This is a genomic window from Streptomyces sp. NPDC048462, assembly GCF_043200175.1.
In the GTDB taxonomy this organism is placed as follows: Bacteria; Actinomycetota; Actinomycetes; order Streptomycetales; family Streptomycetaceae; genus Streptomyces.
Genome location: NZ_JBICXG010000008.1, coordinates 54,379 through 68,381 on the forward strand (window position 1 = coordinate 54,379; position 14,003 = coordinate 68,381).

A 14,003-nucleotide genomic window follows, 5' to 3' on the forward strand; every position below is an offset into this window, starting at 1 on the left:
GCTGGGGTGTGCGCCGGCCACCCCGCCCCCCCGGGGGGCGCGCGCGGGCTGTTCCCCCCCCCCCCGCCCCCCCGGCCCCCCCCCCCGGGGGGGCCCCCCCCCCCCCCGGCGGCCCAGCACTACTCCGTCGGCTCGATCCCCGCGCGCAGCAGGCCGAAGGTGTACGCGTCCTCAAGCGCCTGCCAGGACGCCGCGATGATGTTCTCCGCGACGCCCACGGTCGACCAGTCGGCCGTGCCGTCGCCGGTGGTGATCAGGACCCTGGTCGTGGAGTCGGAGCCGGTGCGCCCCTCCAGGATGCGGACCTTGTAGTCCACCAGCTCCAGCTTGGCGAGCTGCGGGTAGATCCGCTCCAGCGCGACGCGCAGGGCCCGGTCGAGCGCGTTGACCGGGCCGTTTCCCTCGGCGGTGGCGACGATGCGCTCGCCCTTGGACCAGAGCTTCACGGTCGCCTCGTTGGCGTGCGTGCCGTCGGGGCGGTCCTCGACGATGGCGCGCCAGGACTCGGTACGGAAGTAGCGGCGCACCCGGCCCTCGGCCTCGGCCCGCAGCAGCAGTTCGAAGGAGGCGTCGGCCGCCTCGTAGGTGTAGCCCTTGAGCTCGCGCTCCTTGACCCGCTCCACGACGCGCTGGACGAGCGCGCGGTCGCCCCCGAGGTCGATGCCGAGCTCCTGGCTCTTGAGCTCGATGGAGGCGCGGCCGGCCATGTCCGAGACGAGCATCCGCATGGAGTTGCCGACCAGCGCGGGATCGATGTGCTGGTACAGGTCGGGGTCGACCTTGATCGCGGAGGCGTGCAGCCCGGCCTTGTGCGCGAAGGCCGAGACACCGACGTAGGGCTGATGGGTGGAGGGCGCGAGGTTGACGACCTCCGCGATGGCGTGCGATACGCGGGTCATGTCGGCGAGCGCGCCCTCGGGCAGGACGGTCTTGCCGTACTTGAGCTCCAGCGCGGCGACGACGGGGAAGAGGTTGGCGTTGCCGACCCGCTCGCCGTAGCCGTTGGCGGTGCACTGGACGTGGGTGGCGCCGGCGTCGACCGCGGCCAGGGTGTTGGCGACGGCGCAGCCGGTGTCGTCCTGGGCGTGGATGCCCAGGCGGGCGCCGGTGTCCGCGAGGACGGTGGAGACGACGGCCTGGACCTGGGCCGGGAGCATCCCGCCGTTGGTGTCGCAGAGGATGACGACGTCCGCGCCGGCCTCGGACGCGGTCCGCACGACGGCCTTGGCGTACTCGGCGTTGGCGCGGTAGCCGTCGAAGAAGTGCTCGCAGTCGACGAAGACCCGGCGGCCCTGTTCGCGGAGGAAGGAGACGGTGTCGCGGACCATCTCCAGGTTCTCCTCCAGGGTGGTGCGCAGGGCCAGTTCCACATGGCGGTCGTGGGACTTGGCGACCAGCGTGATCACCGGTGCGCCCGACGCCAGCAGCGCCTTGACCTGGGGGTCGTCGGCCGCCCTGCCGCCCGCTCTGCGGGTCGCGCCGAAGGCGACCAGCTCGGCGTTGCGGAATTCGATCTCCTGCTGGGCGCGGGCGAAGAACTCGGTGTCACGTGGGTTGGCGCCCGGCCAGCCGCCTTCGATGAAGCCGACGCCGAAGTTGTCCAGGTGCCGGGCGATGGTGAGCTTGTCGGCGACCGTCAGGTTGATGCCTTCACGCTGCGCACCGTCGCGCAGCGTGGTGTCGAAGACGTGGAAACTGTCGTCGGTGGGCTTGGCCTCGGTGGTCATGCTGGTCTGACTCCTGTCGGATGAGTGGATCCGGACGATCTGGCTCCACTTGCCCCCATCATCCCGCGCGCCTCGCTCCGGCCGAGGTGAGGGCCGGAAAACAAAAAACCCCTCGCGGGTGCGAGAGGTCTGCGCGCGGGTCTGGGGCACGATGGCCGTGCCGTACATGGTGGTACGGGACGGTCACTGCGGACCGGCGCGCCTGTTGCCAATAATCATGACGAACGAGGACACGGAAGCAGTCTGGCACAGGACCGCCTCCGTGCCGTGCCCTGTCTCAGGATGCGGGCGTGACGCTCGTCGCCCCCGCCGGCCGCTGCTGCCCCAGCTGCTGCCCGGCCGCGGCGACCCGGTTCAGGTCGATGTCGCGGGTCTCGCGCATCGACAGGTAGACGACGAGCGAGACGGCGGCGCAGCCCGCCACGTACCAGTAGAAGCCGGATTCGGCGCCGGCGTTCTTGAACCAGAGCGCCACGTACTCGGCGGTGCCGCCGAACAGCGCGTTGGCGACGGCGTAGGAGAGGCCGACCCCCAGGGCGCGGATGCCGGTCGGGAAGAGCTCGGCCTTCACGCAGGCGTTGATGGAGGTGTAGCCGGTGACCACGACCAGGGCAAGGAGCGCCAAGCCGAGCGCGGGCCAGAAGGTGTCGGCGTGCTTGAGCATCGTCATGATCGGCACGGTCAGGAAGGTCGAGCCGACGGCGAAGGTGATCAGCAGCGGGCGGCGGCCGATCCGGTCGGAGAGCATGCCGGCCAGCGGCTGGATGCACATGAAGACGAACAGGGCGCAGAAGCTGACGAGCGAGGCGGTGGACTTGTCCATGCCGGCGCTTCTGGAGAGGAACTTGGTGAGGTAGGTGGTGTACGTGTAGTAGGCCACCGTCCCGCCCATGGTCAGCGCCATCACCAGGAACGCCTCGCGCCGGTGCTGCCAGAGCACCTTGAGCGTGCCCCGGTCCTCCTGCTCGGCGGCGCCGGAGCCGGCGTACACCTCCGTCTCCAGCATGGAGCGGCGCAGGTAGAAGACGATGAGGGCGCCCAGCGCGCCGACAGCGAACGGGATGCGCCAGCCCCAGCTGTGCAGCGCGGCGTCGGACATGTTGCGCTGCAGGACGATCTGGAGCCCGAGGCCGACGAGCTGTCCGGCGGTCATGGAGACGTACTGGAAGCTTGAGGCGAAGCCGCGCTTCTCGGGCGCCGACGCCTCGGTGAGGTAGGTGGCGCTGGCCGCGTACTCGCCGCCGACCGAGAGCCCCTGGAGCAGCCGGGCGAGCATCAGCACGGCGACGCCGCCGTACCCGGCGACGTCGTAGGTCGGCGCGATCGCGATGAGGATCGCGGAGGCCGACATCAGGGTGACGGTGAGGGTGAGCGCGGCCTTGCGGCCCTTACGGTCACCGATCCGGCCGAGCAGCCAGCCACCGACCGGTCTCATGAAGAAGCCGACCGCGAAGATCCCCATGGTGTTCATGAGGTTGGCGGTCTCGTTGCCCTCGGGGAAGAACGCGTCCGCGAAGTAGACCGCGAAGGTGGCGTACACGAACCAGTCGAACCACTCGACCATGTTGCCGGCGGAGCCGACCCAGATCTTCTTCCACTGCTCTCGTCCCATGGTTGGTCACCGTGCCCCAACGGCTGCGGGACTCACAAGGATTCACCTGGCAACGATCGGGCGTACTTACGTGCGTTGTGTTCACCGCAGCAGTGCGTCCCGCAGGAACTCCCCTACGTGGGACAGGACTTGTTCTCGTCCGGTGCCCGGGATGCCGACCGCGACGTGGACGCTGAAGCCGTCCAGGAGGGCGCGCAGCCGGGTCGCGAAGCGGTCCGGGTCCACAGCGCCGAACTCGCCGCGCGAGATGCCCTCGGCCAGCAGCGCCACCAGGTCCCGGTGCCAGGCCCCCTCGATGGCGGCCATCCGCCCACGCGCGTCGGCGTCGGCGTTCTGCGAGCGGTTCCAGACCTCCAGCCAGAGCGTCCAGTGCGGGTCGCGCGGCCCCTCGGGGACGTACAGGTGCACATACGCGTCGAGGCGTTCGGCGGCGGGCTCCTGCCGGGAGAGCAGGGCGCCGCGCTCGGCACCGAGCCGGCCCTCGCTCCACTCCAGGGTCTGCAGCAGCAGTTCGTCCTTGGTCCGGAAGTAGTACAGCAGGTGCCCGCTGCTCATCCCGACCTCCCGGCCGAGCCCGGCCATGGTCAGCCCGTCGAGCCCGCGCTCGGCGATGGTGGCCATGGCGGCGACGAGCAGGGACTCGCGGGGCGGGGCCGTGTTGCGCCGCCTGGCGGGGGGCGGGGTCATGGCGCGGCCGGTGCGCTGAGCGTCTCGTTCACCAGTACGTTCTACCGGATGCGCCGGTCAGCCGGGTACCGCGGGCTGCTGCTGGGTGATGCAGTGGATGCCGCCGCCGCCCGCGAAGATCGTGCGGGCATCGACCAGGGTGACAGTGCGTCCGGGGTACAGGCGGCGGAAGATGCCCGCCGCGATCTCGTCCCGGGGGTCGCCGAAGCCGCACAGGACGACGCCGCCGTTGCAGACGTAGTGGTTGATGTAGGAGTAGTCGACCCAGTGACCCTCCTCGTCCCGCACGGCGGCGGGTGCCGGGACCTCGACGACCCGCAGGGCGCGGCCCCGCGCGTCGGTCCGGGAGCGGAGCAGCTCGACGTTCCGTGCGCAGAGCTCGTGGTCGGGGTGGGAGGGGTCCGGCTGGGTGTGGGCGACGACCACCCCGGGGCCGGCGAACGCGGCGACGATGTCCACGTGGCCGAGGGTGCCGAAGCCGTGCGGCGGATAGTCGCCGGTCAGCCCGCGCTCCAGCCAGATCGCCTTCGTGGTGCCCAGCTTGTCGTGGATCTCGGCCTCGACCCGCTCCTTCGTCCAGCCCGGGTTCCGCTCGGGGCCGAGCTGCACCGTCTCGGTGAGCAGTACGGTGCCCTCGCCGTCGACGTGGATGCCGCCGCCCTCGTTGACCAGGGGCGAGCTGTGCACGGGGACTCCGGCGAGAGCGGCCACCTCACGGGCGATCCGTGCGTCGTGCTCCCAGCTCGCCCAGTCCTGCGCGCCCCAGCCGTTGAAGACCCAGTCCACGGCGGCGAGCCGGCTGCCGTCGCTGACGAAGGTCGGCCCGATGTCGCGCATCCAGGCGTCGTCCAGATCGCGTTCGACCAGCTCGATGTCCGGGCCGAGGAGCGGGCGGGCCTCCCGGGACTGCCCGGTCGGTACGACCACGGTCACCGGCTCGAAGCGGCGTACGGCGCGGGCCACTGCGGCCCAGGCCTCGCGGGCCCGGCCGAGATCGTCGCCGGTGAACGTGGCGTTGGGTCCGGGCCAGGCCATCCAGGTGCGCTCGTGCGGGGCCCATTCGGGCGGCATACGGAAGGTCATGTCGTCGGACTCCTGAAGGCTGTGTGTCGTAAGGCGGAGCGGTGCGCGTGTAGTGCTGCGGCTACAAGAAGTAAAGGCGGTTGAGCGAGATCGAGTCGGCGGGTCCGGACCGCATCGGCGCCCCGTCCAGCGTCACCAGACCGCTCTCCCCGTTCACCCCGACCTCCCCGATCCGGGAGTTGAGAAGCAGATCCGCCGGGCCGATCGAACGGGTGCCGCGCACCGCGACCCTGCGCCGCCGGGTGGGCATCAGGTCGGAGCCGAGGTCGACTGCGGCCTTCGCCACGAAGGCCACCGAGAGATCGGCCGGGGTCGCACCGTGGCCGCCGAACAGCGGTCCCAGGACCAGCGGTTCGCAGGTGTCGGTAGCCGCGTTGGGGTCACCGGTCACGCCCCAGGCGGGGAAGCCCGACTTCAGGACCAGTTGCGGCTTCGCGCCGAAGAACTGCGGCTTCCAGAGCACGATGTCGGCGAGCTTGCCCACCTCGATGGAGCCGATCTCGTCGCTCAGCCCGTGCGCGATGGCGGGGTTGATGGTCAGCTTGGCCACGTAGCGCAGCACCCGGGCGTTGTCGTCGTGCGGGCCGTCGCCCTCCAGGGGTCCCAGCTCGGCCTTCATCTTTCCGGCCATGGCGAAGGTGCGGCGTACGGTCTCGCCCGCGCGCCCCATGCCCTGCGCGTCGGAGGAGGTGATCCCGATCGCGCCGAGATCGTGCAGGACGTCCTCTGCCCCCATCGTCCCGGCCCGGATCCGGTCACGCGCCATGGCGGCGTCCCCGGGCAGATCCGTCTTCAGGTCATGGACGGAGACGATCATCCCGTAGTGCTCGGCCACCGCGTCCCGGCCGAACGGCAGGGTCGGATTGGTGGACGAGCCGATGACGTTCGGGACGCCCGCCATCTTCAGCACGTTCGGTACGTGCCCGCCGCCGCAGCCCTCGATATGAAAGGCGTGGATCGTCCGCCCGTCCAGCACGCTCAGGGTGTCCTCCACCGACAGGCACTCGTTCAGCCCGTCGCTGTGCAGCGCCACCTGTACGTCGTGCTCCTCCGCGACCCGCAGCGCGGTGTCCAGGGCGCGGGTGTGCGCGCCCATGTCCTCGTGCACCTTGAAGCCGGACGCGCCGCCCTCGGCCAGCGCCTCCACCAGCGGCGCGTCGTCGGAGGACGAACCGCGCGCCAGGAAGCCGATGTTGACCGGCCAGGCGTCGAACGCGTTGAACGCGTGCCGCAGCGCCCAGGGCGAGTTGACGCCGACGCCCCAGACCGGGCCGAACTCCTGGCCGATGACGGTGGTGACGCCGGAGGAGAGCGAGGCCTCCATGATGCGCGGCGAGAGCAGGTGGACATGGGTGTCGACGGCTCCGGCGGTCGCGATCAGGCCCTCGCCGGAGACGATGGTGGTGCCCGTGCCGACGACGACGTCCACACCGTCGAGGGTGTCCGGGTTCCCGGCCCGGCCGATCGCGTGGATGCGCCCCTCCCGGATGCCGATGGAGACCTTCCGGATGCCCTGGACCGCGTCGATGACCAGCACGTTGCTGATGACGACGTCGCAGGTGTCGCGGACCGCGGCGGCCTTCAGGTGCAGCCCGTCGCGCGCGGTCTTGCCGAATCCGGCCAGGAACTCGTCGCCGTGGCGCTGCGCGTCCGACTCGACGCGCACCACGAGCCCGGAGTCGCCGAGGACGACCCGGTCCCCGGCGCGGGGTCCGTGGACCGACGCGTACTCGTAGGGGTCCATCAGGCGCCGCCCTCCACTCCGAGATAACCGCAGGCCGCCGCGCGTCGCAGGGCCTCCTCCTTCGCGCCGGGCGCGTCCAGCGGACCGTCGACGAGACCGGCGAAGCCGATCGCGATCCGGGCGCCGCCGATCGGCAGCAGGCCGACCTCGGCCGCGCCGCCCGGGTCGAACCGGACCGAGGATCCGGCCGGCACGCACAGCCGCATGCCGTACGCGGCCGCCCGGTCGAAGTCGAGCCGGGGGTTGGCCTCGAAGAAGTGGAAGTGCGAGGTGACGCTGACCGGGACCGTCGCGGTGTTGCGCACGGTCAGCCGCAGCGCGGGCTCCGGCTCGGCGTGCGGCGGAGCCGGCAGCACCGCGCCGGGGGCGCTGTCACCCAGCCGCGTCCCGGTGCCGGCGCCGATGGGGTCGCTCACCACGGCGAGCCGCGATCCGTCGTCGAAGACGGCCTCCACGTGCACCTCGGTGACCACGTCCGCCACTCCGGGGAGCACGTCGTCGGCCCCGAGCACGGCGCGGGCGGCCGCTATCGCCTCCGCGAGCCGCAGCCCGTCGCGAGCCGCCTCGCAGACGGTGTCCGCGACCAGCGCGGTCGCCTCGGGGACGTTGAGCCGCAGCCCGCGGGCCCGGCGGGCCCGCGCAAGTTCGGCGGCTCCGAAGAGCAGCAGCCGGTCACGCTCACTCGGGGTCAGTCGCACGTCACCACACCTCCTGTTTGAACGTCACTCTAATCATGACTCGCTCACGGCTCCAGTCACGATGCAACGAAATCCAGAATCACTAGACCATTGACGGGTCTCACCGGATTACGTCAGATTGAGCAGCACTCAAATAGTCGAACGTCAGGGGCGGCCTCATGCCGATCGAACAGCACGGAGTCGACACCATCCCGGAGGCGGAGCGCACCAGCACCCCGCGCGACCTCGTCTCGATCCTGCTCGGATCGAACCTCTGCCTGGGCGTGATCGTCTTCGGCTGGCTGCCGGTCTCCTTCGGGCTCGGCCTGTGGCCCGCGGTGACCTCGGTCGTCGTCGGCACGGCCGTCGGGGTGGCGGTCACCGCGCCGCTCGCCCTGGTCTCGCTGCGCACGGCGACGAACCTGTCCACGTCCAGCGGCGCGGCCTTCGGCGTACGCGGCCGGCTGGTCGGCTCCGTCGTCGGGCTGCTGCTCGCGCTGGGGTACACCGCGCTCACCCTGTGGATCGGCGGCGACGTGATGGTGGGCACCCTGGCCCGCCTCGCCGGACTGCCCTCGGGCGGCCTCTCGCACACCCTGGTCTACGCGGTCCTGGCGGCCTGCACGGTCGTCGGCGCGGTGTACGGGTACCGGCTGCTGCTGCGCCTGAGCAAGATCCTCGCGGTCGGCATGACCGTGCTGCTGCTGATCGGGCTGATCGCCTACGCGCCGGACCTCACGACGGCGGCCCCGCCGGACACCCCGTACCTGCTCGGCTCGTTCTGGCCCACCTGGGCGCTGTCCGCCGTGGCCGCCGGGCTGAGCGGGCCGATCGCCTTCATCACCCTGCTCGGCGACTACACCCGGTACATCTCACCGGTCCGCCACCACCCGCGCCGGGTGCTGCGCGCCACCTGCGCCGGCCTGGTCGTCGGACTGCTGGTCCCGCAGCTCTTCGGTACGTACACCGCGCTCGCCGCCCGCGCCTCGCTCGACTACGCGGGCCCGCTGGTCGCCGCCGCACCCGCCTGGTACCTGCTGCCGCTGCTCCTCGCGGCGACCGCCGGCTCGGTGGGCAACGCCGGGCTGATGCTCTACTCCATGGGCCTGGACCTGGACGCGATCCTGCCGCGCGCCACCCGGGCACGGGCCACACTGGTCGTCGCCGGGGTCGCCACGGCGTTCGTGTTCCTGGGCCACTTCGTGTGGAACGCCCAGTCGGCGATGACCTCGTTCGTGCTGCTGCTCACCGCGATCGGCACGCCCTGGGCGGTCATCACGATGATCTCGCACCGGCGCTGCCGGGGTGCGTACGACGCGGAGGCCCTTCAGGTCTACAACCGGGGCACCCGGGGCGGCGTCTACTGGTACCGGGCCGGCTGGCACCCGCACGCCACCCTCGCCTGGGCGCTCGGCGCCGCGGTGGGCCTGTGCGGCGTCTCCACCCCGCTCTACGAGGGCCCGCTGCTCGCGCTGACCGGCGGGGTGGACTGCAGCTTCGTGCTGTCGGGCCTGGTCGGCGGGGTGACGTACGCCGTCCTGACCGGGCCGGGCCCGTACGGCGTCGCCGGCCGGACCCCCGTGGAGACCCGGCCGGCGGCTCAGCACACGTCCTGAGGTCTTCCGTCCTGATCGTGCCGGACCCGTGCGGGCCCGGCACGATCAGGACGACAGGCCCTAGCCGAGCGGGTGCATCCAGCCGTGGGTGTCCTCGGCGGTGCCGCGCTGGATGTCCAGCAGGCGCTCGCGCAGCCTGAGGGTGACCGGGCCCGGCGTGCCGTCGCCCTGGACCCACTCGCCGCTCGCGCTCTTCACGGTGCCGACGGGGGTGATGACGGCGGCGGTGCCGCAGGCGAAGACCTCGGTGAGCGTGCCCGCCGCCGAGTCGTCGCGCCACTGGCCGATCGAGACCCGGCTCTCCTCGGGCTCGTAGCCGAGGTCCGCGGCGAGCGTGAGGAGCGAGTCACGGGTGATGCCGGCGAGGAGCGAGCCGGTCAGGGACGGGGTGACGATCTTGTTCCCGTACACGAAGTACAGGTTCATCCCGCCGAGCTCCTCGACCCACTTGTGCTCGACGGCGTCGAGGTAGGCGACCTGGTCGCAGCCCTTGGCGGCGGCCTCGGCCTGGGCGAGCAGGGACGCGGCGTAGTTGCCGCCGGTCTTGGCGTCACCCATGCCGCCGGGGACGGCGCGGACGCGGTCCTCCGAGAGCCAGATGGAGACGGGCTTCACGCCGCCGGGGAAGTACGCGCCCGCGGGCGAGGCGATGACGATGAAGAGGTACTCGTTCGACGGCCGCACGCCGAGGCCGACCTCGGTCGCGATCATGAACGGGCGCAGGTACAGCGACTCCTCGCCGCCGTGGGCCGGGACCCAGGCCGCGTCCTGCTGGACCAGCGCGTCGCAGGCCGCGACAAAGGTCTCGACGGGCAGCTCCGGCATCGCGAGCCGGCGGGCGGAGGACTGGAAGCGCGCCGCGTTGGCCTCGGGGCGGAAGGTGGCGACCGTGCCGTCGGGCTGGCGGTAGGCCTTGAGGCCCTCAAAGATCTCCTGGCCGTAGTGGAGCGTCATGTTGGCCGGGTCGATCGACAGCGGCGCGTACGGGACGAGCTGGCCGTCGTGCCAGCCGCGGCCTTCGGTCCACTTGATCGTCACCATGTGGTCGGTGAAGTAGCGGCCGAATCCGGGCTCGGTCATGTTCGCCTCGCGCTCCGCGTCGGACAGCGGGTTCGAGGAGGGCTTGAGCTCGATCGTGGGCGTCGTCATGAGTACGTGTCCTTCACCGTTTTGTGTGTGTAGGACCGCACTCACGCCCACTCCCGCCGGACAGGTTGTAGGACGTCCGAGCTTCATGGCGAGCCACGGCCCCGTTCGATTATCTCTCGCGGGAGGCCGTGCACGAAATGACGTGTGCGCGGTCCAGGATTCGATGGTGACACCCGGGGCCGCACAGGAGAAGCCGCCGGGTGCGTGTGCGACCCGGCGGCTTCGTGGTGGAGTCGTCGGATCAGCCCGCTACGCGTACCGCGAGCGCGTCGCCGATCTCGTCGGTGCTGCGGGCACTGCCGTCGCGCTCCGCGAGGTCGGCGGAGACGGCCTCCTCGATGCGCACGGCCTGGGCCTCGTGGCCGAGGTGGCGCAGCAGGAGGGCGACGGAGAGGATCGTGGCGGTCGGGTCGGCCTTGCCCTGGCCCGCGATGTCGGGGGCGGAGCCGTGGACCGGCTCGAACATCGACGGGAAGGCGCCCGTCGGGTTGATGTTGCCCGAGGCGGCCAGGCCGATGCCGCCGGAGACGGCCGCGGCGAGGTCGGTCAGGATGTCACCGAAGAGGTTGTCGGTGACGATGACGTCGAAGCGCTCCGGCTGGGTGACGAAGAAGATCGTCGCGGCGTCGACGTGCAGGTAGTCGGTGGTGACCTGGGGGTACTCGGCCGCGACCTTGTCGAAGGTGTTCTTCCACAGGTGGCCCGCGAAGACGAGGACGTTGTTCTTGTGGACCAGCGTCAGCTTCTTGCGCGGGCGGGCGGCAGCCCGCTCGAAGGCGTCACGGACGACGCGCTCGACACCGAAGGCGGTGTTGAGGCTGACCTCGGTGGCGACCTCGTGCTCGGTACCGGTGCGCAGCGAACCGCCGTTGCCGGTGTACGGGCCCTCGGTGCCCTCGCGGACGACGACGAAGTCGATGTCCGGGCGGCCGGCCAGCGGGGTCTCGGTGTTCGGGAACAGCTTCGACGGCCGCAGGTTGATGAAGTGGTCGAAGGCGAAACGCAGCTTCAGCAGCAGCCCGCGCTCCAGGACGCCGGACGGCACCGAGGGGTCACCGATCGCGCCGAGCAGGATGGCGTCGTGGCCCTTGAGGGCCTCCAGCTCCGCGTCCGGGAGGGTTTCGCCGGTGCGGTGCCAGCGCTGGGCACCGAGGTCGTACTCCTTGGTCTCCAGCTTCACATCCTGCGGGAGAACAGCGTTGAGGACCTTGAGACCCTGGGCCACGACCTCCCGGCCGATACCGTCACCGGGGATCACTGCGAGATTGATGCTGCGAGACATGCCCAGCACCCTACTGCGCGTCCCACCCCATGACACGTGCCGTCCACCATACGGACACATGGGATGTTGTACGTGTACCGTTCACCTACACGACGGGAGCACGTCAGCGCGTGGGTGGAGGTTGTCGCCCATGGACATCCCCCGCTTCGGAATCCCCGAGAAGCTCGCCGACCGCATGAGCATGGCCGAGCAGCACGACTACCTGCGCAGCCGGCTGACCCGTCGCGGTGTGCTGCGTACGAGCGTGGCGACCGCCGCGGTCGCCGGTGCCGGCCTCGGCACCTCGCTGACCGCCTCCCCCGCGTACGCGGCGCCGACGGTGCTCACCTCGCACAGCACCACCCGGGTGGACGGCTCGCTGGTCGCCCCGTTCGGCCGCCACCTGGCCTACGGCGCCGACCCGAGGACGCAGATGGCGGTCTCCTGGCAGGTCCCGTTCGCCGTGCGCCGCCCGTACATCCGGATCGGCCTCAAGCCGTGGGCGCTGAGCCGGAAGATCGACGCCGAGGTGCGCCACCTCACCACGCCGCGGCTGAACGACGGCAAGATCGCGGCCGCCGAGCAGTTCTACGTACACGCCGGCCTGGAGCGGCTGAAGCCCGGCACGACGTACTACTACGGCGTCGGCCACGACGGCTTCGACCCGGCCGACACCCGCAACCTGGGCACCCTGGGCACCTTCACCACCGCGCCCTCGCGCGCCGGGAACTTCACCTTCACCGCCTTCGGCGACCAAGGCGTCAGCTACCACGCGCTCGGCAACGACCAGCTGATCCTGGGCCAGAACCCCGCCTTCCACCTGCACGCGGGCGACATCTGCTACGCCGACCCCTCGGGCTCCGGACAGACCAGCGACACCTACGACGCCCGCACCTGGGACCAGTTCCTGGCGCAGACGGAGACCGTGTCGAAGACCGTGCCGTGGATGGTGACCACCGGCAACCACGACATGGAGGCCTGGTACTCACCCGACGGATACGGCGGCCAGAACGCCCGCTGGACCCTGCCCGACAACGGCCCGGACCCGGTGAACCAGCCCGGCGCCTACTCCTTCGTGCACGGGAACGTGGGCGTGATCGCACTCGACGCCAACGACGTCTCCTACGAGATCCCCGCCAACTTCGGCATCAGCGGCGGCCGGCAGACGCGCTGGCTGGACCGGCGTCTGGGCGAGCTGCGCGCCCGCCACGACATCGACTTCCTGGTGGTCTTCTTCCACCACTGCGCCTTCTCCACGACCAACGCACACGCCTCGGACGGCGGCGTACGGGACGCCTGGGTGCCGCTCTTCGAGAAGCACCAGGTGGACCTGGTCATCAACGGTCACAACCACGTCTACGAGCGCACCGACGCGATCCTCAAGAACAGCGTCAAGCGCAAGGTGCCGATCGGCGAGCGCACCAACCCGAAGCGGGACGGCATCGTGTACGTCACCGCGGGCGGCGCGGGCAAGGCGCTCTACGACTTCCCGGCACCGGACAGCTACGAGGGACACGTCACGGACCTGGAGAGCGTGAACACCTACCACGCGGTCAAGGGCGGCGGAAAGGCCACCGAGACCGTCGAGTGGTCCCGGGTGCGCTACACCGGCTTCTCGTTCCTCGCGGTGGAGGTGGAGGCCGGGCGGCACGCCCGGATGAAGGTCACCGCGCTCGCCGAGTCCGGCGAGCGCATCGACCACTTCGAGATCAGCAGGGGCTGATCAGCGGGTCACGGCCGGGCCGGGGCGGGCCCGGTCAGTGACCGGTGGAGCCGCCGTTGTCCCGGCGGTCGAGTGCGCGCTGCAGGGCGGCGGCGGCGTTCTGGCGCTCCGACTCGGTCGGGCGGTGGGCGTGACGGACGCGGCGGACAGTGGTCTCGGCCATGGTGGATCGACTCCTTGAGATCGCGAGGATTTCGAGATCGAACATCGTGAACGGTGATTTCGAGATCGGTGATTTCGAGGCGCCGGAAGGGGCGGGAGCGGATGCCGCAGGGGTTACCTGCATCGGGGCACGCACTCACAACGCCAGTCGCTGGTTCCAGCGAGACGTTCGGCTTCTACAAAGCTAGGGCAGCCCCGCCGTTCTGTCTCCACAATTACTCGGACTTCCTACTATCTGAGACGGGGGTTCGGCTCAGCCGGCCCGCAGCTCCCGGATGAGCGCCCGCACGGCGAGCGATCGTGCCAGCTCAGGGGTGGTGACATAGCCCACCGAACGCGTCGGGCGCTCCGGTCCGAGAGCGGTGATCGCCACCGTGTCCGGTGCTCCTTCGAGGGACAGTCCGGGCATGATGGCCATGCCGAGCCCACGGGACACCATCGAGAGCACCGCTCCGTCGTCCCCCGCCTCCATCGTCGCGCGCGGGATCCAGTCCTGCGCGGACCACCACGCGCGGGTGTACGACGCCTCCAGCAGCACTCGACGGCCGCGTCGATCCCGTCC

11 protein-coding genes and 1 pseudogene are annotated in these 14,003 nt (G+C 70.9%); 2 read left to right on the forward strand and 10 right to left on the reverse strand.

Translation table 11 applies throughout. The annotated features are described in order from the left end of the window. Positions 1-119 precede the first annotated feature (119 nt). From cimA to ureA, 6 genes are all read right to left on the reverse strand, one after another. Positions 120-1,727, reverse strand: coding sequence for a citramalate synthase (gene cimA, locus ACGFU6_RS16015; protein ID WP_393611298.1), 1,608 nt, complete (start codon positions 1,725-1,727; stop codon positions 120-122). Positions 1,728-2,004: 277 nt separating this feature from the next. After that, on the reverse strand, positions 2,005-3,339 hold the full coding sequence (locus ACGFU6_RS16020) for an MFS transporter (RefSeq protein ID WP_393611300.1): 1,335 nt from the start codon (positions 3,337-3,339) through the stop codon (positions 2,005-2,007). Positions 3,340-3,420: 81 nt separating this feature from the next. Continuing rightward, entirely contained in the window at positions 3,421-4,026 is a 606-nt protein-coding gene (locus ACGFU6_RS16025; protein ID WP_393611302.1) for a TetR/AcrR family transcriptional regulator, read from the reverse strand. Between the two features lie 57 nt (positions 4,027-4,083). Continuing rightward, positions 4,084-5,109, reverse strand: a complete 1,026-nt coding sequence (locus ACGFU6_RS16030) for an agmatine/peptidylarginine deiminase (protein ID WP_393611304.1) — start codon at positions 5,107-5,109, stop codon at positions 4,084-4,086. Between the two features lie 61 nt (positions 5,110-5,170). Then, positions 5,171-6,853, reverse strand: coding sequence for an urease subunit alpha (locus ACGFU6_RS16035; protein ID WP_393611306.1), 1,683 nt, complete (start codon positions 6,851-6,853; stop codon positions 5,171-5,173). After that, positions 6,853-7,551 carry an urease subunit gamma gene (ureA, locus tag ACGFU6_RS16040; protein ID WP_393611308.1) on the reverse strand — a complete coding sequence of 233 codons (699 nt, stop codon included), beginning with the start codon at positions 7,549-7,551 and terminating at the stop codon, positions 6,853-6,855. Before ureA ends, ACGFU6_RS16035 begins: the two co-directional genes overlap by 1 nt. A gap of 158 nt (positions 7,552-7,709) precedes the next feature. On the opposite strand from ureA, the gene ACGFU6_RS16045 reads away from it, so the two are divergent. Continuing rightward, the gene (locus ACGFU6_RS16045) at positions 7,710-9,146 is read left to right on the forward strand and encodes a cytosine permease (protein ID WP_393611309.1); all 1,437 of its coding nucleotides are present in this window, start codon (positions 7,710-7,712) and stop codon (positions 9,144-9,146) included. A gap of 60 nt (positions 9,147-9,206) precedes the next feature. Here the strand turns inward: ACGFU6_RS16045 and ACGFU6_RS16050 are convergent, their stop codons facing one another. Both ACGFU6_RS16050 and ACGFU6_RS16055 read right to left on the reverse strand, forming a co-directional pair. Then, complete coding sequence (locus tag ACGFU6_RS16050) at positions 9,207-10,295, reverse strand: branched-chain amino acid aminotransferase (RefSeq protein WP_393611310.1); 1,089 nt, start codon at positions 10,293-10,295, stop codon at positions 9,207-9,209. A 241-nt stretch (positions 10,296-10,536) separates the two neighbouring features. Further along, positions 10,537-11,577: a 3-isopropylmalate dehydrogenase gene (locus ACGFU6_RS16055; RefSeq protein WP_393611311.1), complete on the reverse strand. Its 1,041-nt coding sequence runs from the start codon at positions 11,575-11,577 to the stop codon at positions 10,537-10,539. Between the two features lie 130 nt (positions 11,578-11,707). Between ACGFU6_RS16055 and ACGFU6_RS16060 the strand changes: the two genes are divergently transcribed. Then, positions 11,708-13,279 (forward strand): purple acid phosphatase family protein, encoded by a 1,572-nt coding sequence (locus ACGFU6_RS16060; RefSeq protein WP_393611312.1) that lies wholly within the window; start codon positions 11,708-11,710, stop codon positions 13,277-13,279. A 34-nt stretch (positions 13,280-13,313) separates the two neighbouring features. Here the strand turns inward: ACGFU6_RS16060 and ACGFU6_RS16065 are convergent, their stop codons facing one another. After that, entirely contained in the window at positions 13,314-13,442 is a 129-nt protein-coding gene (locus ACGFU6_RS16065) for a hypothetical protein (protein ID WP_260255582.1), read from the reverse strand. A 252-nt stretch (positions 13,443-13,694) separates the two neighbouring features. Then, positions 13,695-13,964, reverse strand: a pseudogene (locus ACGFU6_RS16070) (LysR family transcriptional regulator substrate-binding protein); the annotation flags it as partial. Positions 13,965-14,003 lie beyond the last annotated feature (39 nt).

What these genes read in the sequence shown, in the direction of transcription:
- cimA (WP_393611298.1), bottom strand. Translation starts at nt 1,727, where the DNA reads ATGACCACCGAGGCCAAGCCCACCGACGACAGTTTCCACGTCTTCGAC.
- ACGFU6_RS16020 (WP_393611300.1), bottom strand. Translation starts at nt 3,339, where the DNA reads ATGGGACGAGAGCAGTGGAAGAAGATCTGGGTCGGCTCCGCCGGCAAC.
- ACGFU6_RS16025 (WP_393611302.1), bottom strand. Translation starts at nt 4,026, where the DNA reads ATGACCCCGCCCCCCGCCAGGCGGCGCAACACGGCCCCGCCCCGCGAG.
- ACGFU6_RS16030 (WP_393611304.1), bottom strand. Translation starts at nt 5,109, where the DNA reads ATGACCTTCCGTATGCCGCCCGAATGGGCCCCGCACGAGCGCACCTGG.
- ACGFU6_RS16035 (WP_393611306.1), bottom strand. Translation starts at nt 6,853, where the DNA reads ATGGACCCCTACGAGTACGCGTCGGTCCACGGACCCCGCGCCGGGGAC.
- ACGFU6_RS16045 (WP_393611309.1), top strand. Translation starts at nt 7,710, where the DNA reads ATGCCGATCGAACAGCACGGAGTCGACACCATCCCGGAGGCGGAGCGC.
- ACGFU6_RS16050 (WP_393611310.1), bottom strand. Translation starts at nt 10,295, where the DNA reads ATGACGACGCCCACGATCGAGCTCAAGCCCTCCTCGAACCCGCTGTCC.
- ACGFU6_RS16055 (WP_393611311.1), bottom strand. Translation starts at nt 11,577, where the DNA reads ATGTCTCGCAGCATCAATCTCGCAGTGATCCCCGGTGACGGTATCGGC.
- ACGFU6_RS16060 (WP_393611312.1), top strand. Translation starts at nt 11,708, where the DNA reads ATGGACATCCCCCGCTTCGGAATCCCCGAGAAGCTCGCCGACCGCATG.
- ACGFU6_RS16065 (WP_260255582.1), bottom strand. Translation starts at nt 13,442, where the DNA reads ATGGCCGAGACCACTGTCCGCCGCGTCCGTCACGCCCACCGCCCGACC.